The organism is Mesorhizobium sp. B1-1-6 (assembly GCF_006443035.1).
In the GTDB taxonomy this organism is placed as follows: domain Bacteria; phylum Pseudomonadota; class Alphaproteobacteria; order Rhizobiales; family Rhizobiaceae; genus Mesorhizobium.
The window spans coordinates 38,949-58,330 of sequence record NZ_VFWR01000013.1 but is presented as its reverse complement, the minus strand read 5'-3'; the positions used below and the strand labels follow the sequence as shown (position 1 = coordinate 58,330).

Sequence of the window (19,382 nt, the reverse complement as noted above, 5' to 3'; positions counted from 1 at the left end):
CGAAGGCGGTCCTAGCTATAGCCGGTTCTGGATGAGCGCTCTTGTCTCAGCGATCCTGTCCTCGTCGCGGCGATAGAATGTCCATTGCTTGATGCGCTTGGCCCGTAACAGCCCTGCCTGGGTGAGCACACGCATGTGCTCGCTGAGCGTCGCCTGGGTAATGCCGAGCTTTTCGGCGATCAGCAGCGCACAGACGCCGTCCTCGACCAGATCGCCATCCGCCTGGGCCGGGAAATGCGCGCGCGGATCCTTCAGCCAGTCGAGGATCCGCAGCCTTCGTTCGTTGGCGATCGCCTTGAACACATCAACCTCTTGCATTTAGCCATTTTGCCAAGTTACTAATTGCTGTCAATCCCAAGGAGATGGCCATGACCAACGGCAACACCATAACGCGCGAACGCATCGCGATGATGGAACCGCGCATCCGTCGCTATGTGCGCCACACGCCGGTGCTGCGCGTCGACATGGCCGACTTCGACCGGCCGCCGCTGGCGGTCGATCTCAAACTCGAATGCCTGCAGCATTCCGGTTCGTTCAAGGCGCGCGGCGCGTTCACCAATCTTCTCGAGCGGCAGGTCCCCGGGGCCGGTGTCGTCGCCGCCTCGGGCGGCAATCATGGAGCGGCGGTGGCGTATGCCGCCATGCGTCTCGGCCACAGGGCGACCATCTTCGTTCCGGAGGTGAGCCCGCCGGCCAAGCTGGAGCGCATTCGCAGCTACGGCGCCGAGCTGGTCGTCGGCGGCGCCCGCTATGCCGAGGCGCTGGCCGCCAGCGAACGTTTCGCCGAGCAAACCGGCGCCTTGCAGATCCACGCTTTCAACCAGGAGGAAACGCTTATCGGGCAAGGCACGCTCGGGCTGGAAATCGAGAACGACCTGCCTCAGATCGACACTTTGCTGGTCGCCGTCGGCGGCGGCGGCCTGATCGGCGGCATCGCCGCCTGGTTCGCCGGCCGTATCCGCATCGTCGCCGTCGAACCGGAGGGCGCGCCGACACTCTATCGCGCCCTCGAGGCCGGCCATCCGGTCGATGCGCCGGCCGAGGGCATCGCCGCCGATTCCCTGGCGCCCAAACGTGTCGGCGAGATGATGTTCCCGATCGCCGAGGCCTTCGTGGAACGCTCCATCCTGGTCAGCGACGACGACATCGTCGCCGCCCAGAAGGCGCTGTGGGACCGGGTGCGGATCATCTCGGAACCCGGTGGCGCCGCGGCGTTCGGCGCCATCCTGTCCGGCCGCTATGCGCCGGCACCCGGCGAACGGCTCGCCGTCCTGGTCTGCGGCGCGAACGCAAACCCGGCGAAATTCTGATCGCCGCGCCTTTCTCTCCTTCACGTTTTTCAGGAACTGCCTCGCCTTCGCCGCGTTTGCTGGGTATTCTTCGAGTCGTGAGGTTCGGGCCATCCCGCCCGCTCCCGTGGAAGGGCCGATGACGGAACGACCGATCTTCAGCAGCGATCGCGGTCTTGCCGGGCGCCTGGCGCTCAGCCGGCTGGCGACGCGGGTCTCGATGATGGTCGAACGGGGCTGGCCGCTCCTGCTGCCGCTTCTCGTCGTCGCCAGCCTGTTTCTCAGCATTTCCTGGCTAGGGCTTTTCCCGCGCCTGCCCGATGCGGCGCGCATCGGGTTGGTCGCCGCCTTCGGCGTTGCGACACTGGCCGCGCTCTATCCGCTACGCTTTTTCCGCATGCCGGGCGGCGCCGAGATCGACCGCCGCATCGAGGCGGCCAATCACTTGCTGCACCACCCCGTCCAGACCCAGACGGACCGGCCGAGCGGCCGCGAAAGCAGCTTCTCGCAGGCGCTGTGGCGCGAGCACCAGAAGCGCATGGCCGACAGGCTCGACAGCCTCGGCGCCGACGTGCCGCGCACGCGCGTGCCGGAACGCGATCCCTGGGGATTGCGCGCCGTGGCAGCGCTTCTGCTCGTCACCGCCTTCGCTTTTTCCTTCGGACCGACTGGTGGCCGGATAGCCGACGCGTTCAGCGCCCAGGACGCGCATGACGCCGTGCCGCCGCGCATCGATGCATGGGTGACGCCGCCCGTTTATACCGGCAAGCCGCCGATCTTCCTTACGGCAGACGCCAACCAGGCGGCGCCGGCTTTCCACGTTCCCGAAGGCAGTGATGTTTCGCTGCGCGTCACCGGCGGCACGGGCGAGGAGACGCTTGCCTATGCCGATAAGAATGGCAATGCCCGCGCCATCGATCCCGCCGACCCGCAGGCGGCCGCGGCCAAGCCGGCGGCAAGCCCGGCAGCGCAGTCCAAAGTGCGCCAGTTCATCGGCAAGCTGACGAGCGATGGCACGCTGACGCTGAAGTCGGGCGAGGGCGAACTCGGCCGTTGGGCCTTCGCGGTGATCCCGGACAAGCCGCCGCAGATCCGTTTCGTCGGCGAGCCGAAGCGCGCTGTCAACGGCGCTTTCGAGCTCAACTACCAGATCGACGACGATTATGGCGCCGCCAACGCCAAGGCCGTGTTCGCGCTCGCCGATCCGCAGGCGCCCGATGCGCGTCCGCTCTACGGTCCGCCTGACATGCCGCTGACGCTACCGCGCCGCGGCGGCAAGGCGAATGCCGCCAGGACCTCGAAGGACCTGACCGAACACGTCTGGGCCGGCGCCGAGATCAAGCTGACGCTGGTCGCCACCGACGATGCCCGGCATACGGCGAGCAGCGAAACCAAGACATTGGTGATGCCGGAGCGGCCGTTCTCCAATCCGCTGGCGCGTGCCGTTATCGAGCAGCGCCGCCTGCTGGCGCTCGACGCGAACGCCAAGCCGCGCGTGCTCGACCTGATGGATGCGATCACGCTGCGGCCCGAGGACACGTTCGACAACATGTCCCACTACCTCGCAATCATGAGCGCGCGCAGCCGGTTGAAGATGGCCGACAGCGACGACCAGTTGCGCAACGAGGTCTCCTATCTCTGGGAAATCGCGCTCGGCATCGAGGAGGGCAATCTCTCGGCTGCCGAGAAGCGGCTGCGCCAGGCGCAGCAGGCTTTGCAGGATGCTATCAAGAACGGCGCCAGCGACGCGGAGATCGAAAAGGCGATGAAGGAACTGCGCGAGGCGATGAACCAGTTCCTGCGGGAATTCGCCGAGCGCGCCAAGCAGAATCCCAACGCCCCGCAGATGCAGCAGAACGGCCAGGAACTACGCCAGAGCGACATCGACCGCATGATGGACCAGATCGAGAACCTGGCGAAGTCCGGCGATCGCGACAAGGCGCAGCAATTGCTGTCGCAGCTGCAGGACATGATGAACAACCTCCAGGCCGGCCGCCAGCAGCAGGGTGGCCAGCAGGACAGCCAGATGCGCCAGCAGATGGACAAGCTCGGCGACATCCTGCGGCGCCAGCAGGAGATGATGAACGACACCTTCCGCATGGACCAGATGCAACGCGGCGAGCGCCAGCGCGGCCAGAACCGCGATGAACAGCTCGGCGAAGGCGGCGGCGAGGATCAGGACAAGCCGGGCGCAGGCGAGAACCGCGATCCGCTCGCCGGGCAAAAGCCGATGACGCCGCAGGAATTCGCCGACGCGCTGAAGCAGTTGCAGGAAGGCCAAGGCCAGCTGAAGAACGACCTCGAACAGTTGAAGAAGGGGCTCGAGGGCATGGGCATGGAGCCCAATGAAGGATTTGGCGAGGCGGGCAAATCAATGGGCAATGCCGAGCAGGCCCTGGGCGATGGTGAAGGTGATCAGGCCGTTGGCCACCAGGGCCGCGCTCTGGAGGCGCTGCGCAAGGGTGCCAAGGACATGATGAAGCAGATGCAGGCCATGCAGGGCGACGAAGGCGGCAGCGAGGAAGGCGGTCGCCAGCAGAACGCCGATCGCGATCCGCTCGGCCGGCCGCGTGCCAGCCAGGGTCCCGATTTCGGCGATTCGGTGAAGGTGCCGGACGAGATCGACGTGCAGCGCGCCCGCCAGATCCTGGAAGCGATCCGCAAGCGGCTCGGCAATGCGCTCAGCCCCGATATCGAGCGCAGCTATCTGGAACGGCTGCTGGAACTGAAATAGGGATCGCCGCCGCGGCATCCGCTGGGAGCGGCTGCAACATCATGCCCAAACTCGGAACAGTGACGCCCATCCTGCGCATCTTCGACATTGCCAAGGCCCACGAGTTTTACGTCGGCTTCCTCGGCTTCCAGGTGCTGTGGGAGCACCGCTTTGACGACAACGCGCCGCTTTACATGGCGGTCGGCCGTGACGGCTGCATCCTGCATCTGAGCGAACACCATGGCGACGGCGCGCCCGGCATCGCCATGCGCATCAAGGTCGAGGACATCGCCGCCCTGCATCGCGAGCTGATCGGCAAAGCATACCGTTTCGCCGGGCCGGGCCTGGAAAAGACGCCGTGGAAGACCCGCGAGGTGTCGGTTGCCGATCCGTTCGGCAACCGGCTGCATTTCTACGAGGATGCGGCCGGCTGAGTCTGCCTGTTGACGAACGCCTCGCGGATCGCCTCTTGCATGCCGTCGATCGCCTCGCCCGACGCATTCGGGTTGCGATGCATCACCACATTCGAGGAATCGATGTCACCGAAACCGTCGGCCGACGTCAACTCCCGGCAGCCGTCCGGAATGTTGCTGCGCGAAATCGGTGCGATCGCCAGTCCTGAGGTCACGGCAAGCTTCAGGCCGCCGGTCGTGTCGCTGGTGTAGGCGACACGATAGCCAAGCCCGCGCTGCTCGAGCGATTTGATGGCGAAATCCTTGCACCAGCCGGCTCGGTTATAGAGAGCGATCGGCACCGGACGCTCCTCATGCATGTTATGCAGGATCGATGTCACCCACACCGTCGGATCATGCATCAGCACCTCGCCGCCTGAAGGATCCTGCCATTCGAACACCACGCAAAGATCGAGTTCGCCGGCGGCAAGCGCCGCTATCTGCGCCCCCGAATGGGCATAGCGCACGGTGACCTCGACCTTGGTGTGACGCTTCGAGAACGCGCCGAGCGCGCGCGACAGGATGGCATGGCCGTATTCTTCCGGAATGCCGATCCGCACCGGCCCGCCGAGCGGCGCCGCCGCCATCGACGCGGCCGTCTCGTCGAGCAGCGAGACGATGCGGCGGGCATTGACGATCAGCTCGCCGCCGCGCCGCGTCAGCGCCACGCCGCGCGACCCGCGCTCGAACAGGCTGTCGCCGATGACGCTTTCGAGCTTCTTCATCTGCATCGAAACCGCCGATTGGGTGCGGCCGGCCTGCTCGGCCGCCTTGGTGAAATTGCCTGCTTCGACAATGGCCACGAAGGTGCGCAGGAGATCGCTGTCGAGAGTGGGCCGCATCCCGTCCGCCATAAGGAATTTTGATTGCTGGTATCATTCCAATTCGTTTGCAACATGTCAAACACGGGATGATAGTTGCTTCACCCATTGGATATGTGGCTGAGGATTCGGCCACGGACCAATCAACAGTCCTCACTCATGCCCGCTGCCCGAAACGGTGGCGGGTTCTTTTTAGCTTGCTGCAAGCTTGCTTGCGTCCTGGTACGGGAGCTTGGGATCCTTATGCGCAATCGGATGGTGCTCGGCATGCTGAGCCTGTGCCTGGGCGTGTTGGTCTTCTCGTTGCAGGACCCGCTGGTCAAGGCGGTGTCGGGCGGCTACCCCGTGACCGAGGTGATGGCCATCCGCGCGGTCGTCGCCCTGCCGATCCTGATCGTGCTCGTCCATGCCGATGTCGGGCTGCGTGCGATCCTGTCGCGGCGGTTCGGCGTGCTGACCATGCGCGCCTTCATTCAGTTCACCTCCTACACCATGTACTACCTCGCCATCGCCGCCTTGCCCCTGGCCGATGCCGTGGCGCTCTATTTCATGGCCCCGCTCTGCATCATGGTGCTGGCCGGGCCCTATCTTGGCGAACGGGTCTCCTGGCAGACGCTGGCGACCGTGTTGATCGGGCTGCTTGGCGTCGTCGTGATGCTGCGCCCGGGTGCGGGACTGTTCGACTGGGCGGCGCTGCTGTCGCTGGGCTCCGCGGTGCTCTACGGCTTCTCGCAACTGATGGCGCGTAAGATCGGCGACACCGAATCCTCGACCGTGATGGCTTTCTACCAGAACGGTGCCTATCTCGCCGGCGCCGCACTGGTCGCAAGCCTGTTCTGGCTTGCCGGCATCAATCATGCCGCCCATCCCAGCCTGGAATTCCTGGTGCGGCCCTGGCTGTGGCCGACGCTGCCGGATTTCCTCAAGATGGCCGCCTGCGGCTTCGTCGCCTCCGCCGGCATGATCTTGCTGTCGCAGGCCTACCGGATGGCGCCGGCCAACCGCGTCGCCACCTTCGAATACACAGGCATCCTGTGGTCGCCGCTGTGGGGTTTTCTGTTCTTCGCCGAAGTGCCGCGGTCGACGACCGTGATCGGCGCTGCCCTTATCATCGGCGCCGGCCTGCTTGCGCTCAACACCGGACGGCGCAAGCTCCCGGTACTCGTCGCTGCCGATCCCGCCTGATCAGGCGAAAATGCTCAGCGCCCGTTCGACGCGTGAACGGATTTCGGCCAGCGTGAACGGCTTCTGCACGACGTCGAGGATGATGCCGTTCAACTCCTCGGCGCGCTCGCGCTGATCGGCATAGCCGGTCATCAGCAGGATCTTCATCGACGGGAAAAGACCCGAAGCTGCAATCGCCATCTCGATGCCGTCCATCTCGGGCATGCGGATGTCGGAGACGACGAGATCATAGCCGCCCTTCGCGGCGCGTATCAGCGCCAGTCCTTGCGCGCCGTCGGCGGCGATGTCGATTGCGTGTCCGGCGCGTTCGAGCGCCCGGGCTGCGAGGGTGCGGACGGACTCATCGTCCTCAACGATCAGAAGCTTTGCCATGGCCGGCATGTTTGGCGAGCAAACGTTGACTTTTTCTGAAGGGCCCGGCGCTCCGGCATGGGTTATTTTCTTGAAGCCGTTAAGGCCTTTTTCAGTATTTGCCGCTGCCTCACGCATCGCCTTTGACGACGCCGACGAACGGCAGTTCGCGAAAGGCGTGCGCGACATCCATGCCGTAGCCGACGACGAAATAGTCGGGGCAGTCGAATCCGATATAATCGGCATTGAGGGTGGTCTGGCGGCGCATGCGCTTGTCGAGCAGCACCGCGATGGCGCAGCTTCTGGCGCCGCGTGACAGCATCAGGTCGCGGGTGAAGCTCAGCGTCTTGCCCGACTCCAGAATGTCGTCGATCAGAAGCACGTCGCGGCCGGCAACCTCGTTGTCGATGTCGCGCAGCACCCTCACCTCGCCGCTTGTGGTGCCAGCGCCGTAGCTGGAGATGAAGATGAACTCGACCTCCGGCGACAGGCCGACATCATGCATGGCGCGGATAAGGTCTGCGGCGAAGATGAACGAGCCCTTCAGCACCGAGATCACCAGAAGATCGTGATAGTCGTGCCCGGCGATCTCCTTGGCGAGTTCGAGATTGCGCCGGGCGATGGCCGACGCCGAAAACAGGACCTCGATGTCCTTGCCGCGCACAACTGGCATTCTTCGTCCCTTCAAGATTTTCAAAGGCCTTCGCGCACAGGAAGCGCTGACATCAGCCGTTTGCGGGCCGGCCTCACCTGTCGCACATGCTATTCCGCGAAGGTGACCGACACCGTCCTTACGCCGTTTCTAGGCACGTCAAGCCGGCTGGCAAAGCCGAATCTTTCACTTGGCGCCAATGAGCGGCTGGATGTCCCCAAAGTATAGCGCGTTGTGCGCCCGTCATTGCCGGTGACGCGGATCTCGAGCGGCGGCAGCGTCGCCGGACTTGCACCGTCATTGGCGGCCTCGCCGTCGACGAACAGCACGGGGTTCGCCCCAGACGCGTCCACGCGGGACGTCACCCCTGAAATGCTCAACGCCGAGCCCGGTCCGCCCGCGGCGGGCGGCGCCTGGCGCACCAGTGCATGCCCGCCGGAGACCCAGAAGGCGGCAAAGGCGGCGCCGACACCGGCGATCCAGAAGATCGGACCGCCGCGCGGCGCCGGCGGCCGCACTGGCGGCGGCTCGGGCTTGCGCAGCATGTCCATGCCTTCGAGGGATGGCATGGACATCACGCGCCGCGGTGAAATGGCTTCGGCATGGGGCGCGGCCCGCGGCACCACCACATAGTCGGCATCGACGATATCCGCCGCGCCAGCGCGCAGGATACGCTCCGGCGCGGCATTTGCCGGCGGATCGGTCATGATTTCGCCGGAAACCGGGCGCGCGGTTCGATCCTCAGCCATCATGGCCCCAGCATTGCAGCACGTTCGCTTTTCGTTTCTTTTGCGTAAAGGCAAATGGTTAACGCTTCCCCACCGGAGCCCTTGTGACGAGCCGAAACAACCCGCTAATTAACCGCCGGTTAACCATGCCGGCCGATGGTCTTTTCCCAGAACAGGCCGGCTTGCCGCCGACGGATTCCGATTTCAGGTCAAATCGACCTGAAATCTGAATCCGCCTCCGAACTAGAGTGATAGAGAATGATGTCGCCCGAAAACCGCCTCACACTTTTCGGCATCACGCTCTAAGAATTTCAGGTCGCCGAAAGTGATTCGCTTCGAAAATGTCGGCCTCCGCTATGGCATGGGTCCGGAAATCCTCCGCGACATTTCCCTGCACATACCGGAGCGCTCGTTCCAGTTCCTGAGCGGGCCTTCGGGCGCCGGCAAGACGACGTTGCTGCGGCTTCTCTTCATGTCGCTGAAGCCGACGCGTGGGCTGATCACCATCTTCGGCAAGGACCGCTCGCGCATCTCGCGCGCCGAACTGCCGCATCTCAGGCGTCGCATCGGCGTGGTGTTCCAGGATTTCCGCCTGCTCGACCACATGACCACCTATGAGAATGTCGCGTTGCCCTTGCGCGTGCGCGGGCGCGAGGAAGCGAGCTACCGCACCGACGTCACCGAGCTGTTGAAATGGGTCGGGCTCGGCGAACGCATGCATGTGCTGCCGCCGGTCCTGTCGGGCGGCGAGAAGCAGCGGGCCGCGATCGCCCGCGCCCTGATCGAGCAGCCGGAGATCCTGCTGGCCGACGAGCCGACCGGCAATGTCGATCCGCCGCTGGCGCGACGCCTGCTCAGGCTCTTCATCGAACTCAACCGCCTGGGCACCGCCGTGGTGATCGCGACCCACGATCTCGGCCTGATGGAGCAGGTCGATGCGCGCCGCATGATCCTGGCCGGCGGGAGGCTTGATATCTATGACTGAGCTTTCCGCCGAACACCTCGACGCACAGGCCGACGAAGCGGCCGCGCCAAGGCCGCGCGTCCAGCGCAGGATGGCGCCCATCGTGCCGGCGCAGAACATCGCCGGCCGCGCCCTGGTGCTGGTCATCGCCATAATGACCTTCCTGTCCTGCCTGACCTTCGGCGCGGTTACCCTGGTGCGCGACACCGCCTCGGTCTGGGAAAACCAGATCTCGCGCGAGGCGACGATCCAGATCAAGCCGGTCGACGGCCTCGACATGGAGGCAGCCCTTGCCCAGGCCTCGCAGATCGCCGGCGAATTCCCCGGCGTGAAGGCGACCAGGATCATCGACCGCGACGCGACCGCCAGATTGCTGGAGCCGTGGCTGGGTTCGGGCCTCAACATCGACGAACTGCCGGTGCCGCGGCTGATCATCGTCACCATCGACGAGAGCAACCCGCCCGATTTCGCCGCCATGCGCGCCGCGATCACGCCGAAGCTGCCGAGCGCATCGCTTGACGATCACCGCACCTGGGTGGACCGGCTGGTGGCCATGGCCCGCACCACGGTGACCATCGGTATCGCGGTGCTGGCGCTGATGCTCTCGGCGACGGTGCTGACCGTGGTGTTCGCCACGCGCGGCGCCATGGCCGGCAACGGCCACATCATCGAGGTGCTGCATTTCGTCGGCGCCGAAGCGCGTTTCATCGCCCGCGAGTTCCGTCGCCATTTCCTGATCACCGGCATGAAGGGCGCGGCCGCCGGCGGAGCCGCCGCGGTCGCCGTCTTCATCGTCTTTTCCTGGTGGTCCTCGCGCAACATGGCGACCCCGCAGGCCGACCAGGCGACTGCGCTATTCGGCAACTTCGCCATCGGCTCGGCCGGCTATCTCGGTGTCGTGCTGATGGTGCTGGTCATCGGCGCGCTGACGGCTGCAACCTCGCACGCCACCGTCGTCGCCTATCTCAGCGACATCGACGTGCGCCAGCCTGAAGCATGACGACGTCGAATAACCAGGATCGATCACGCATGAAGAACCGCCGTAACGCAAATTGCGATTTTTACCTACCAAAGGCCGCATTTCGGGATTAACCATGCCATGATGGAGGTGCGGGACTCGACCAGTACCGTTGGACCGATGCCGGCGTTGGCGGCGCGTCCGCATGGACGCGGCCGGGTTTCGGCCGTGCTGCGCGTTTCTTCTTTCGCCTTGCTTGCCCTGGTCGCCCTGTTTGCCGGCGGCTTCGGCTGGTTCGCCAACACCGTCAGCCATCTGACCACCCCTGCCAACCCTGCCAGGGCCGACGCAATCATCGTGTTGACGGGCGGCCAATCGCGCCTCGATGCGGCGATGGAACTGCTGGCGTCCGGCAAGGGCGCGCGGCTTTTGATCAGCGGTGTGCATCCCTCCGCCAGCCGACGCCAGCTTCAGGCCGCGACTGGCGGCGACATCAGGCTGTTTTCCTGCTGCGTCGACATCGACCGCGCCGCGCTCGACACGATCGGCAATGCCGAGGAAAGCGCCAAATGGGTCGAGAGCCATGCCTATGGCACGGTGATCCTCGTCACCAACAATTACCACATGCCGCGCAGCCTGCTGGAAATGGGCCGGCTGCTGCACAAGGCCAAGCTCGAACCCTATCCGGTGGTCAACAGCAATCTCGACAATGGCGGCTGGCTGACCAAGCCGCGGGCGCTGCGCGTGCTGTTCACCGAATACAATAAATATCTGCTGGCATTGGCGCGCGGCATCGTTCCGGTGAAGCCGACGCCGGACGGCATCGCGTTGGCCGAGATCGCCGCCGGCAGCTGAACCTGCTCGTCATTTGGTGACGACGGATCCCGGCGCCTGCCGCAGGCGAGCGACTTCCTGTTCGAGCCGTTCGATCCGCCTGTCGCGTTCGGCCAGCGCCGCCGCCACGTCAGCGGCCTCGAAACGCTGCGGAATGTGCTGCGGACAATTGGCATCCCAGGTCGCCACGGTGAACAGGATGACCTGTTCGGGCCGCGCCGCATAATCGCGCGGCATCAGCCTCGCCGTCAGCTCGGCGTCGCCCTCCACCACGCGCGCGCTGCCCCAGATCTTGACGCGCTGGCGATGGGCATAGTCGATGAGGAACAGGAAGGCCTGCGGATTGTCGGCCAGATTGCCCTGGGTGATGAACTGTCTGTTGCCGGCGAAATCGGCGAAGCCGATCGTCTTTTCATCGAGCACCTTGAGGAAGCCGGCGGGCCCGCCGCGATGCTGGATATAGGGCTGGCCGACGCCGTTGGCCGTCGACAGGAAGACGCTGGTCTGCATCTCGATGAAGGCGGCAAGATCGGATGCGATCACCGACTGCCAGCCACCGCGCTCCTCGACCCGGGAATAGGCTTGGCGCGAGCCCTTGCGGGCCTGGATCGCCTTGACGGTCGGCGTGAAAGCCACGTCGCTGGTGAAAGCATGCGCGCCCATCGATAGCCTTTCTTGCCCGGAGGGGTTAGAGCCCGAGTTCCGACAGCGACGGATGGTCGTCGGGCCGCCGGCCGAGCGGCCAGTGATATTTACGGTCGGCAGTGCCGATCGGCAGGTCGTTGATGCTGGCGATGCGCAGTCGCATCAGCCCGTGTTCGTCGAATTCCCAGTTCTCATTGCCATAGCTGCGGAACCAGGAGCCGCTGTCGTCGTGCCACTCATAGGCGAAACGCACGGCGATACGGTTGCCGTGGAAAGCCCAGACCTCCTTGATCAGCCGGTAGTCGAGCTCCCGGCTCCATTTGCGCGTCAGGAAAGCCTGGATGGCATCGCGGCCTTGCAGAAACTCGGCACGATTGCGCCAGCGGCTGTCCGCCGTATAGGCAAGTGCGACACGGGCTGGATCGCGCGAGTTCCAGGCATCCTCGGCCATGCGCGCCTTCTGCGCGGCGGTTTCCGCGGTGAATGGCGGCAGCGGCGGGCGATCTTGCGACATGACAATTCCTTTCTTGACCCAGGCCGTCTGCGTCACGCCCAACATGGAGGCTTCCATCAAGCAGATGTAGATGCCATATTTGTAATCTATCCTTCCAATTTCCGGAAGAATCGATGGACCGGCTCGAAGCCATGTCGCTTTTTGTCGCCGCGGCGGAGGCCGGCAGCCTGTCTGCCGCCGCGCGCCGTTTTCGCATTCCGCTGGCGACGGTCAGCCGCAAGGTTTCCGACCTGGAACGGCATCTCAAGACCCGCCTTCTGAACCGCTCCACCCGCCGGCTGACGCTGACCGATGCGGGCCAGGCCTATCTTGCCGCCTGCCGCCGCATCCTGGGCGAGGTCGGCGAGGCCGAGCGCATGGCGGCCGGCGAATACAGCGCCCCGACGGGCGAACTGGCCATCACCGCGCCGGTCGTCTTCGGCCGCCTGCATGTGCTGCCGGTCGTGACCGGCTTCCTCGCCGCCTATCCCGACGTAGACATCCGCCTGACGCTGGCCGACCGCATAACCCAGTTGGTCGAGGACCATTTCGACCTCGCCATCCGCATCGGCCGGCTTCCCGACTCCAGTTTTGTCGCCATGCGGATCGGTACGATCCGCCGTGTCGTTTGCGCGAGCCCCGGCTATCTGGCCGAACGCGGCGCCCCGACGGCGCTTGCGGACCTCGAGTCCCACAGCTGCATTACCTTCGAAGGGCCGGGCGCGCTCTCGACATGGAGCTTCACCGTCGGGAAGGCCGAGATGCCGATTCGGGTCCGCTCGCGGCTTCAGGTCAACACCGCCGAAGCTGCGATCGATGCCGCGCTCGCCGGCGTCGGGCTGACGAGGGTGCTGTCCTACCAGGTCGACGCGGCGGTGCGGTCAGGCGCGCTGCGCGTGCTGCTGCGGGAGTTCGAACCGGAACCCTGGCCGGTAAGCCTGGTGCACGCAGGCCACGGCTTGCTGCCGGTCAAGCTGCGCGCATTTCTTGACTTCGCCGCCCCGCGCCTGAAAGAAAGGCTGGCGCGGCTGATGTAGCGCGGCTGGGCCGTGGGCGAAGCCGAAATGTCTTTCGGCGCCGTTCGGGGGCATCTTCGGCCATTTCCTTTTTGCGCCCGCTTGGTGTAACCAACGCACACCTCCTTACCGGGCCTCCCCCAATGCTCCAAGTCCGATCGCTGGCGTTCAACTTCGTCTTCTACATCAATCTGATCGTCCAGATGATCCTCTGGACTCCCTATTATTTCCTGTCGCCGCGCCATCGCGCCTGGTTCGTGCCGAAGTTCTGGTCGCGCACCTCGATGTGGCTCTACGACAAGATCGCCGGGACCAAGAGCGACATCACCGGGGTGGAAAATCTGCCCGAAGGTTCCTTCATCCTGGCGCCCAAGCACCAGTCCTTCTGGGACGCGATCGCCTTCTTCCCCTATCTCCAGGATCCACTCTACATTCTGAAGCGCGAGCTGACCTGGATTCCGTTCTTCGGCTGGTACATCCTGAAAATGCGCATGATCCCGGTCGACCGCGGCAGCCGCTCCAAGGCGCTGAAGGCGGTGGTTGCGGCGACCAAGGAAGAAATCGCGCGCAACCCGCGGCAGCTCATCATCTATCCCGAAGGCACCCGCCGCGCGCCCGGCGACGAACCCGCCTACAAATACGGCATCGTCGAAATCTATGCGCAGCTCGGCATTCCCGTGGTGCCGGTCGCCCATGTTGCCGGCCTCTATTGGCCGCGCCGCAAGTTCCTGCGCTATCCCGGCACCATCAAGGCGCGCTTCCTGCCGCCGATCCCGCCGGGCCTGGACAAGGAGGAATTCATGCGGCGGCTGATCGGCGAAACCGAAACCGCCTGCGACCAGTTCCTCATCGACGCGTCCCGTGCACCCAATCCGCCCGCCTTGCCGCCGACGGCGGTCAAGCGGCTGCGGGAACTCGGCGCCAAAGCCTGAAGTGCGGCCTTCGGCGCGCCGATGGCGGCTCGCGCAACGTTCAAGCGAACACAGCCAGTGCGGTCGTCAGCACCAGCGTCGCGGCAAAGACCAGATTGATGATGCGCGAAGCCACCGGCCTGCGAAGAAAGCGCGCGAAAGCAGCGCCCGCAAGCAGCCACACGGCATGGATGGCGACGATCATGCATGCGAGAGCGGTCAGCTTCGGCCCGGTGCCGATGGCGCCGGCGCCCGAATCCGCGGACGCGCCGGCGAACACCGCGGCGATGGCCACATAAGCCTTCGGGTTGGCCACCGCCAGCAGGAACCCGCCGGTGAATGTCGGTCGCGCGGCCTCGCCGGCATCCGCCGCCAGGGGCGGCGCGCTGGCAATCTTGAACGCGAGATAGAGGATATAGGCAGCCGACGCCGCGACAAGCAGCGGCGCGAGCGGCGGCATCGCGGCAAGCATGGCGCTCACCCCGCTTGCCACGACCAGAAGCACGGTGATCGTGCCCAGGATGACCCCCAAGGCGTAGCTCAGGGAACGGCGCAGGCCGAACGCCGCGCCGACGGCGATGACGCTTATCGTCGCCGGTCCCGGGCTGCCCATGACGGCCGTAGCGGCAAGCATCAGCGCAACGAGCTGACGCCACATATCCGGCTGCGAAAAAAGCGGGCCTGCCATCCGCGCCTCCTGTCTTGCCAAGCGTCAATGACGGTATGGCAAGGTCGGGGCGACCGTCTTGGACGATCGTGCGCGCTGCTGACGGCTCAGCCGCTCGCCTTGTCGAGCTCGGCCATGTCGTCGGCGCTCAGCTCCAGCGACACCGCCTTGATCAGGCTGTCCATCTGTTCAGGCTTGGTGGCGCTGGCGATAGGCGCGGTGACGCCCGGCCGGGCAATGACCCAGGCAAGCGCCACTTCCGCCTGTTTGGCCGAATGCCTGGCGGACACCGCGTCGAGTGCCGCGAGGATGCGCATACCGCGCGCATTGAGGTAATCTTTCACGCCGCCGCCGCGCGGGCTTTGACCGAGATCGGCCTCGCTGCGGTATTTGCCGCTCAAGAAACCCTTGGCCAGGCTGAAATAGGTGATCACGCCGATGTCCTCCGCCATGCAGAGATCGCGCAGCGGGCCATCGAACGACGAGCGGTCGTAGAGATTGTATTCCGGCTGCAGCACTTCATAGCGCGGCAGGCTGCGCAGGCTTGCCACGTCGAGCGCGGCGCGCAACTGGCCGGCGTCGAGATTCGAGCAGCCGGCATAACGGATCTTGCCCTTGGCGAGGAGCTTTTCATAGGCGCCGAGGGTTTCCTCATAGGGCGTGGTTGGATCCGGCCAGTGCGACAGATAAAGATCGATGAACTCGGTCTGAAGCCGCTTCAGCGAAGCATCGACGGCCTTTTCGATGTAAGCGGCGGACAGGTCCTTGTGGCCCTGTCCCATGTCCGAGCCGACTTTGGTGACCACCACGACCTTATCGCGGTTGCCGCGGTCCTTCATCCATTTGCCGATGATGGTTTCCGATTCGCCGCCCTCGTGGCCGGGCACCCAGCGCGAATAGGCGTCCGCTGTGTCGACCGCGTTCAGGCCGGCGCCGACGAAGCGGTCGAGCAGGTCGAACGACGTCTTCTCGTCGGCGGTCCAGCCGAAGACATTGCCGCCCAGAACCAGCGGCGCGATGGAAAGGTCGGTGCGACCGAGACGGCGTTTCTGCAAGGCTGATCTCCGTGTTGGTGGGATTGGGCGGCTATCGCCCGTTGAGAGTCGGAGCCTAACCTAGGTCTCGCCGCATCGAGGTCAAAGACCTCGCCGGATTTTTCCGCAAGCCAGCGCTTCACAAAGGCGCGATCCGCCTGGCCACGTCTTCCAACCAGTGATCGCGGATGCCGAGCGCCCGGAGATGGTCCAGCGTGCTCGACACATAATCCTCATTATTGCCGGACTGGCCGACAGCGCCGCGCACCACATCAGCGGCGTGGGCCGCATCGAGCGCACCGGCATACTGCTCATGATTGCGGTCGACGATATAGGCCACGGCCTCGACCGTGCCGCCGCCGTCAAGGCGGACATTGAGCATGCGCTCGAGATAGACATTGGTGACCAGCTCGCGCTCACGCAGATAGGCGATGACCTCGTCCCGCAACTCGCCCGGCACCCGGAAAGCCAGCCCGACGCAGGAACCCCCGCGGTCAAGGCCGAGCACCAGCCCCGGACGTTCCCGCGTGCCGCGATGCACGAAGGAATAGACGCACAGCGCGCGACGATAGCCATGCAGGCGCGCCCGCCTTGTCTCGACATGCGCGAACCCCGGCCGCCATATCAACGAACCATAGCCAAACACCCAAAAATCGCCCATATCGCCGTGCCTGATTGCGTAAGAATGGCAACACCACACCGGAATCGGTGTTTTTTCCGTCCATCTCTGTCTACCTTTTGTCGTTGCCAGAATCGACAGCCCGCCCACAGCCCCCATGCGTGAACGAGAACCGCAGCATGACGTCCACTGACGAACGCCAGCCGAAGCATCGCCGCCGCCTGTTCTGGCTTGCAGCGTTTGTCATCGCGCTGTTCGCCATCTACAGCGGCGGCTGGTTCTATCTCGCCGACAGGGTCCGGAGCGAAGCCGACAAGGCGATCGCCACGCTCAACAAGAGTGGCATCGAGGCCGGCTGCGCCAATCTCCAGGTCAGCGGTTATCCCCTGAGCTTCGCCGTCTCCTGCGACAATCTTGCTTATGAGGACGACGCCAAGAACCTTGCCGCCTCTGCCGGCTCCTTCAACGCCGTCGCCCAGATCATCCAGCCGCTGTCGCCGGTCGCGGACCTGCGCGGTCCGCTCAGGACCTCGGTTCCGGGCATGGTGCCGCTGTGGATCGACTGGGATGATCTTAAGGCCAACGTCAAGCTCTCATGGCCGCTGCCGCGACGCATTTCGCTCACGGCCGAGGGCCTGTCCGGCCAGACCGATCCGGCCGACGACACCGATCCGGTGCAACTGTTCAGCGCCGGCAAGGCGGCGGGCCAGCTGCAGCCGAACGGCAGGGATATCGACTATATCGGCAGCTTCGGCGATCTGGAGATCGACCCCGATGCGATCGGGGGCCGCGTCCTGCCGCCGCTCGACGCCAGTGGCGAGGCGACGCTGAAGAACGGCCTGGCCCTGATCGGCACGCAACTGAAAAGCCTGCGCGGCCAGGCCGTCGAGATCCGCAGGCTGGATTTGTCGTCGGGCACGGCGCACGTCGCCGTTTCCGGGCCGCTGTCGGTCGACACCGAGGGCCTGGTCGATGCCGATCTGATGATCAGGCTGAAAGACCCGAAAGCCGTGGCCGCCATTCTCGGGGCCGCCATACCCGAACAGAAGAACCAGATCGAACAAGGCTTTGCCGCCCTGGCGCTGCTCGGCAACGAACCGTCGATGCCGCTTAAGGTGGTCAAGGGCAAGGCCTCGCTCGGCTTTATCCCGCTGGGCAAGATCAAGCCGGTCGACTAAGCATCCCCAATGGACAGACCGGCAAAACTCCTGAGCGTCGGCGCGCTGACGCTCGACACCATTCTTCGCGTCGAAGCGCTGCCCATCCATCAGGGCAAGTTCATGGCCGCCGATGGCGTCCAGATCGCTTCCGGCATGGCCACGAGTGCCGCCTGCGCCGCACGCCGGCTGGGCGCCGAAGTGTGGCTTTGGGCGAGCGCCGGCGATGATCAGGTCGGCAACCAGCTGATATCGGGCATCGAGGCGGAGGGCGTCGATTGCAGCCTCGTCCGTCGCGTCCCCGGAGCGTCCTCGGCGCTGGCCGCGATCCTTGTCGACGGCCATGGCGAACGCATCATCGTGCCTTTCTACGATCAGCGCGCTCAGGCCGATCCCGACGGCTTGCCGGTCGCCGATCTCACGGCTTTCGATGCCGTGCTGGTCGATGTGCGCTGGCCGGGTGCTGCGGCGCTGGCGCTCAGCGCTGCGCGCGCTGCCGGCCGCCCTGGGATCCTCGATGCCGACACCGCGCCATTGGCAGTGCTGGAGCGGCTGTTGCCGCTCGCCTCGCACATCGTCGCCTCCGAACCGGCGGCGCGCATCGTCTGCGGCCAGGCGCTGGACCCGCAGGCCGCATGCGCCGACCTTGCGTCGCGCACCGACGCTTTCGTCGCGGTAACCGCCGGCGGGGCTGGAACCTGGTGGCATGACAGGCAGGCCGGTTGCGTACGCCACGTCGCTGCGCCAAAGGTCAAGGTGGTGGATACGCTGGCAGCCGGCGACGTCTTTCATGGCGCATTCGCAGCCGGATTGGCGCAAGCCATGCCGATCGAGCAGGCGCTACGCTTTGCCAGCGCGGCCGCAGCGCTCAAATGCCAGCGCTTCGGCGGCAGGCTGGGCGCGCCCGATCGTGCCGAGACACTGGCGATGATGGCGGCGACCTGGCCTGAAGGAGCCTAGTTTTTCGCCGGATGCTCGACCGCCTGGCGACCGAAATCCGGCACGTCGATGTCCTGGCCGGCCTCGATGATCGAGCGTCGCACGGCGCGGGTGCGGGTGAACAGGTCGAACAGCTTGTCGCCGTCGCCCCAGCGGATCGCCCGCTGCAGAAAAGCCAGATCCTCCGAGAACCGCGCCAGCATTTCCAGGATCGCGTCCTTGTTGTGCAGGCACACGTCCCGCCACATGGTCGGATCGGAGGCGGCGAGGCGCGTGAAGTCGCGGAAACCGGAAGCGGAATATTTGATGACTTCCGTCTTGGTCACCGATTCCAGGTCATCGGCGGTGCCGACGATGTTGTAGGCGATGATGTGCGGCAAATGCGAGACGATGGCCAGCGTCATGTCGTGATGCTGCGGATCCATCGTGTCGATGTTGGCGCCACAACGGCGCCAGAATTCGGAAAGCCTTTCCAGCGCGTCCGGATCCGTGTCCGGCAGCGGGGTGAAAATGCACCAGCGGTTGTCGAACAGATCGGCGAAACCGGCATCGGGCCCAGATTTCTCCGTGCCGGCCAGCGGATGGCCGGGAATGAAATGCACCCCACCGGGTATATGCGGCTGCATCTGTGCGATCACGGAAGCCTTGGTCGAGCCGACATCGGTGACGATGGCGCCCCTCTTCAGCGCCGGCGCGATCTCTTGCGCCACCGCGCCGGACGAGCCGACCGGCACCGAGACGATAACCAGGTCGGCATCGCGGACCGCTTCCTTGGCATCTATGGCGTAGGAGGAGCCCAGCCCAAGCTCTTGCGCCCGCGCCAGCGTCGCGGCGCTGCGCGTCGAGATGGCGACATGGCCGGCCAGGCCCTCGCGGCGGATGACGCGGGCCAGCGACGAGCCAATCAGGCCGATGCCGACCAGCGCGATCTTTTCGAACATCGGTGATGCCATG

At 65.1% G+C, this 19,382-nt stretch carries 22 protein-coding genes; 11 read left to right on the top strand and 11 right to left on the bottom strand.

The genetic code is table 11. The annotated features are described in order from the left end of the window. Nucleotides 1-15 precede the first annotated feature (15 nt). On the bottom strand, nt 16-318 hold the full coding sequence (locus FJ979_RS24200; RefSeq protein ID WP_140513877.1) for a metalloregulator ArsR/SmtB family transcription factor: 303 nt from the start codon (nt 316-318) through the stop codon (nt 16-18). Nucleotides 319-368: 50 nt separating this feature from the next. On the opposite strand from FJ979_RS24200, the gene FJ979_RS24195 reads away from it, so the two are divergent. The 3 genes from FJ979_RS24195 to FJ979_RS24185 all read left to right on the top strand — a co-directional run bounded on the left by FJ979_RS24195 (nt 369) and on the right by FJ979_RS24185 (nt 4,436). After that, complete coding sequence (locus FJ979_RS24195; RefSeq protein WP_140584042.1) at nt 369-1,310, top strand: threonine/serine dehydratase; 942 nt, start codon at nt 369-371, stop codon at nt 1,308-1,310. 118 nt (nt 1,311-1,428) lie between these two features. Next, nucleotides 1,429-4,023, top strand: a complete 2,595-nt coding sequence (locus FJ979_RS24190; protein WP_140584041.1) for a TIGR02302 family protein — start codon at nt 1,429-1,431, stop codon at nt 4,021-4,023. Between the two features lie 41 nt (nt 4,024-4,064). After that, nucleotides 4,065-4,436 carry a glyoxalase superfamily protein gene (locus FJ979_RS24185; RefSeq protein ID WP_140584039.1) on the top strand — a complete coding sequence of 124 codons (372 nt, stop codon included), beginning with the start codon at nt 4,065-4,067 and terminating at the stop codon, nt 4,434-4,436. Here FJ979_RS24185 and FJ979_RS24180 read toward each other — a convergent pair. Beyond that, on the bottom strand, nt 4,415-5,296 hold the full coding sequence (locus tag FJ979_RS24180; RefSeq protein ID WP_140525428.1) for a LysR family transcriptional regulator: 882 nt from the start codon (nt 5,294-5,296) through the stop codon (nt 4,415-4,417). The two genes, FJ979_RS24185 and FJ979_RS24180, sit on opposite strands and share 22 nt — an antisense overlap. Nucleotides 5,297-5,518: 222 nt before the next feature. Between FJ979_RS24180 and FJ979_RS24175 the strand changes: the two genes are divergently transcribed. Then, a complete protein-coding gene (locus FJ979_RS24175; protein WP_181168586.1) occupies nt 5,519-6,460 on the top strand; it encodes a DMT family transporter in 942 nt (313 codons plus the stop codon). Here the strand turns inward: FJ979_RS24175 and FJ979_RS24170 are convergent, their stop codons facing one another. The 3 genes from FJ979_RS24170 to FJ979_RS24160 form a co-directional block, all read right to left on the bottom strand. Then, nucleotides 6,461-6,832, bottom strand: coding sequence for a response regulator (locus tag FJ979_RS24170; protein WP_181168585.1), 372 nt, complete (start codon nt 6,830-6,832; stop codon nt 6,461-6,463). 109 nt (nt 6,833-6,941) lie between these two features. Continuing rightward, entirely contained in the window at nt 6,942-7,484 is a 543-nt protein-coding gene (hpt, locus tag FJ979_RS24165; protein WP_140525426.1) for a hypoxanthine phosphoribosyltransferase, read from the bottom strand. Between the two features lie 89 nt (nt 7,485-7,573). Continuing rightward, the gene (locus FJ979_RS24160; RefSeq protein WP_140525425.1) at nt 7,574-8,215 is read right to left on the bottom strand and encodes a hypothetical protein; all 642 of its coding nucleotides are present in this window, start codon (nt 8,213-8,215) and stop codon (nt 7,574-7,576) included. Between the two features lie 301 nt (nt 8,216-8,516). Here FJ979_RS24160 and ftsE point away from each other — a divergent pair, with 301 nt between their 5' ends. The 3 genes from ftsE (at nt 8,517) to FJ979_RS24145 (ending at nt 10,968) form a co-directional block, all read left to right on the top strand. Beyond that, on the top strand, nt 8,517-9,176 hold the full coding sequence (ftsE, locus tag FJ979_RS24155; protein WP_027023302.1) for a cell division ATP-binding protein FtsE: 660 nt from the start codon (nt 8,517-8,519) through the stop codon (nt 9,174-9,176). Beyond that, nucleotides 9,169-10,155, top strand: coding sequence for an ABC transporter permease (locus tag FJ979_RS24150; protein WP_140584038.1), 987 nt, complete (start codon nt 9,169-9,171; stop codon nt 10,153-10,155). The genes ftsE and FJ979_RS24150 overlap by 8 nt, the downstream gene beginning before the upstream one ends. A gap of 99 nt (nt 10,156-10,254) precedes the next feature. Then, nucleotides 10,255-10,968, top strand: coding sequence for a YdcF family protein (locus FJ979_RS24145; protein WP_140513884.1), 714 nt, complete (start codon nt 10,255-10,257; stop codon nt 10,966-10,968). Between the two features lie 9 nt (nt 10,969-10,977). On the opposite strand, the gene FJ979_RS24140 is transcribed toward FJ979_RS24145, so the two are convergent. Both FJ979_RS24140 and FJ979_RS24135 read right to left on the bottom strand, forming a co-directional pair. Next, nucleotides 10,978-11,610 (bottom strand): pyridoxamine 5'-phosphate oxidase family protein, encoded by a 633-nt coding sequence (locus FJ979_RS24140; protein ID WP_140525423.1) that lies wholly within the window; start codon nt 11,608-11,610, stop codon nt 10,978-10,980. A gap of 25 nt (nt 11,611-11,635) precedes the next feature. Beyond that, a complete protein-coding gene (locus FJ979_RS24135) occupies nt 11,636-12,106 on the bottom strand; it encodes a DUF1348 family protein (RefSeq protein ID WP_140525422.1) in 471 nt (156 codons plus the stop codon). A gap of 113 nt (nt 12,107-12,219) precedes the next feature. Here FJ979_RS24135 and FJ979_RS24130 point away from each other — a divergent pair, with 113 nt between their 5' ends. Beyond that, on the top strand, nt 12,220-13,122 hold the full coding sequence (locus FJ979_RS24130; RefSeq protein WP_140525421.1) for a LysR family transcriptional regulator: 903 nt from the start codon (nt 12,220-12,222) through the stop codon (nt 13,120-13,122). Between the two features lie 122 nt (nt 13,123-13,244). After that, nucleotides 13,245-14,033 carry a 1-acyl-sn-glycerol-3-phosphate acyltransferase gene (locus FJ979_RS24125; RefSeq protein WP_140525420.1) on the top strand — a complete coding sequence of 263 codons (789 nt, stop codon included), beginning with the start codon at nt 13,245-13,247 and terminating at the stop codon, nt 14,031-14,033. Between the two features lie 40 nt (nt 14,034-14,073). On the opposite strand, the gene FJ979_RS24120 is transcribed toward FJ979_RS24125, so the two are convergent. The 3 genes from FJ979_RS24120 to FJ979_RS24110 form a co-directional block, all read right to left on the bottom strand. Next, nucleotides 14,074-14,700: a LysE family translocator gene (locus tag FJ979_RS24120; RefSeq protein WP_140525419.1), complete on the bottom strand. Its 627-nt coding sequence runs from the start codon at nt 14,698-14,700 to the stop codon at nt 14,074-14,076. A gap of 86 nt (nt 14,701-14,786) precedes the next feature. Continuing rightward, a complete protein-coding gene (locus tag FJ979_RS24115; protein WP_140525418.1) occupies nt 14,787-15,734 on the bottom strand; it encodes an aldo/keto reductase in 948 nt (315 codons plus the stop codon). A gap of 118 nt (nt 15,735-15,852) precedes the next feature. Beyond that, nucleotides 15,853-16,374, bottom strand: coding sequence for a gamma-glutamylcyclotransferase (locus tag FJ979_RS24110; RefSeq protein WP_140500781.1), 522 nt, complete (start codon nt 16,372-16,374; stop codon nt 15,853-15,855). A 137-nt stretch (nt 16,375-16,511) separates the two neighbouring features. Between FJ979_RS24110 and FJ979_RS24105 the strand changes: the two genes are divergently transcribed. Both FJ979_RS24105 and FJ979_RS24100 read left to right on the top strand, forming a co-directional pair. Then, entirely contained in the window at nt 16,512-17,510 is a 999-nt protein-coding gene (locus FJ979_RS24105; protein ID WP_140525417.1) for a DUF2125 domain-containing protein, read from the top strand. Nucleotides 17,511-17,519: 9 nt separating this feature from the next. Further along, on the top strand, nt 17,520-18,449 hold the full coding sequence (locus FJ979_RS24100) for a sugar kinase (protein ID WP_140525416.1): 930 nt from the start codon (nt 17,520-17,522) through the stop codon (nt 18,447-18,449). On the opposite strand, the gene FJ979_RS24095 is transcribed toward FJ979_RS24100, so the two are convergent. Further along, nucleotides 18,446-19,381 (bottom strand): prephenate/arogenate dehydrogenase family protein, encoded by a 936-nt coding sequence (locus FJ979_RS24095; RefSeq protein ID WP_181167284.1) that lies wholly within the window; start codon nt 19,379-19,381, stop codon nt 18,446-18,448. The two genes, FJ979_RS24100 and FJ979_RS24095, sit on opposite strands and share 4 nt — an antisense overlap. Between the last annotated feature and the right edge of the window lies 1 nt (nt 19,382).

Excerpts from the sequence above, each read along its gene's own strand:
- FJ979_RS24175 (WP_181168586.1), top strand. The coding sequence starts at position 5,519 with ATGCGCAATCGGATGGTGCTCGGCATGCTGAGCCTGTGCCTGGGCGTG.
- FJ979_RS24105 (WP_140525417.1), top strand. The coding sequence starts at position 16,512 with ATGACGTCCACTGACGAACGCCAGCCGAAGCATCGCCGCCGCCTGTTC.
- FJ979_RS24150 (WP_140584038.1), top strand. The coding sequence starts at position 9,169 with ATGACTGAGCTTTCCGCCGAACACCTCGACGCACAGGCCGACGAAGCG.
- FJ979_RS24160 (WP_140525425.1), bottom strand. The coding sequence starts at position 8,215 with ATGATGGCTGAGGATCGAACCGCGCGCCCGGTTTCCGGCGAAATCATG.
- hpt (WP_140525426.1), bottom strand. The coding sequence starts at position 7,484 with ATGCCAGTTGTGCGCGGCAAGGACATCGAGGTCCTGTTTTCGGCGTCG.
- FJ979_RS24095 (WP_181167284.1), bottom strand. The coding sequence starts at position 19,381 with ATGGCATCACCGATGTTCGAAAAGATCGCGCTGGTCGGCATCGGCCTG.
- FJ979_RS24185 (WP_140584039.1), top strand. The coding sequence starts at position 4,065 with ATGCCCAAACTCGGAACAGTGACGCCCATCCTGCGCATCTTCGACATT.
- FJ979_RS24200 (WP_140513877.1), bottom strand. The coding sequence starts at position 318 with ATGCAAGAGGTTGATGTGTTCAAGGCGATCGCCAACGAACGAAGGCTG.
- FJ979_RS24130 (WP_140525421.1), top strand. The coding sequence starts at position 12,220 with ATGGACCGGCTCGAAGCCATGTCGCTTTTTGTCGCCGCGGCGGAGGCC.
- FJ979_RS24110 (WP_140500781.1), bottom strand. The coding sequence starts at position 16,374 with ATGGGCGATTTTTGGGTGTTTGGCTATGGTTCGTTGATATGGCGGCCG.
- FJ979_RS24170 (WP_181168585.1), bottom strand. The coding sequence starts at position 6,832 with ATGGCAAAGCTTCTGATCGTTGAGGACGATGAGTCCGTCCGCACCCTC.
- FJ979_RS24120 (WP_140525419.1), bottom strand. The coding sequence starts at position 14,700 with ATGGCAGGCCCGCTTTTTTCGCAGCCGGATATGTGGCGTCAGCTCGTT.
- FJ979_RS24125 (WP_140525420.1), top strand. The coding sequence starts at position 13,245 with ATGCTCCAAGTCCGATCGCTGGCGTTCAACTTCGTCTTCTACATCAAT.
- FJ979_RS24145 (WP_140513884.1), top strand. The coding sequence starts at position 10,255 with ATGATGGAGGTGCGGGACTCGACCAGTACCGTTGGACCGATGCCGGCG.
- FJ979_RS24190 (WP_140584041.1), top strand. The coding sequence starts at position 1,429 with ATGACGGAACGACCGATCTTCAGCAGCGATCGCGGTCTTGCCGGGCGC.
- FJ979_RS24195 (WP_140584042.1), top strand. The coding sequence starts at position 369 with ATGACCAACGGCAACACCATAACGCGCGAACGCATCGCGATGATGGAA.
- FJ979_RS24180 (WP_140525428.1), bottom strand. The coding sequence starts at position 5,296 with ATGCGGCCCACTCTCGACAGCGATCTCCTGCGCACCTTCGTGGCCATT.
- FJ979_RS24100 (WP_140525416.1), top strand. The coding sequence starts at position 17,520 with ATGGACAGACCGGCAAAACTCCTGAGCGTCGGCGCGCTGACGCTCGAC.
- FJ979_RS24135 (WP_140525422.1), bottom strand. The coding sequence starts at position 12,106 with ATGTCGCAAGATCGCCCGCCGCTGCCGCCATTCACCGCGGAAACCGCC.
- FJ979_RS24140 (WP_140525423.1), bottom strand. The coding sequence starts at position 11,610 with ATGGGCGCGCATGCTTTCACCAGCGACGTGGCTTTCACGCCGACCGTC.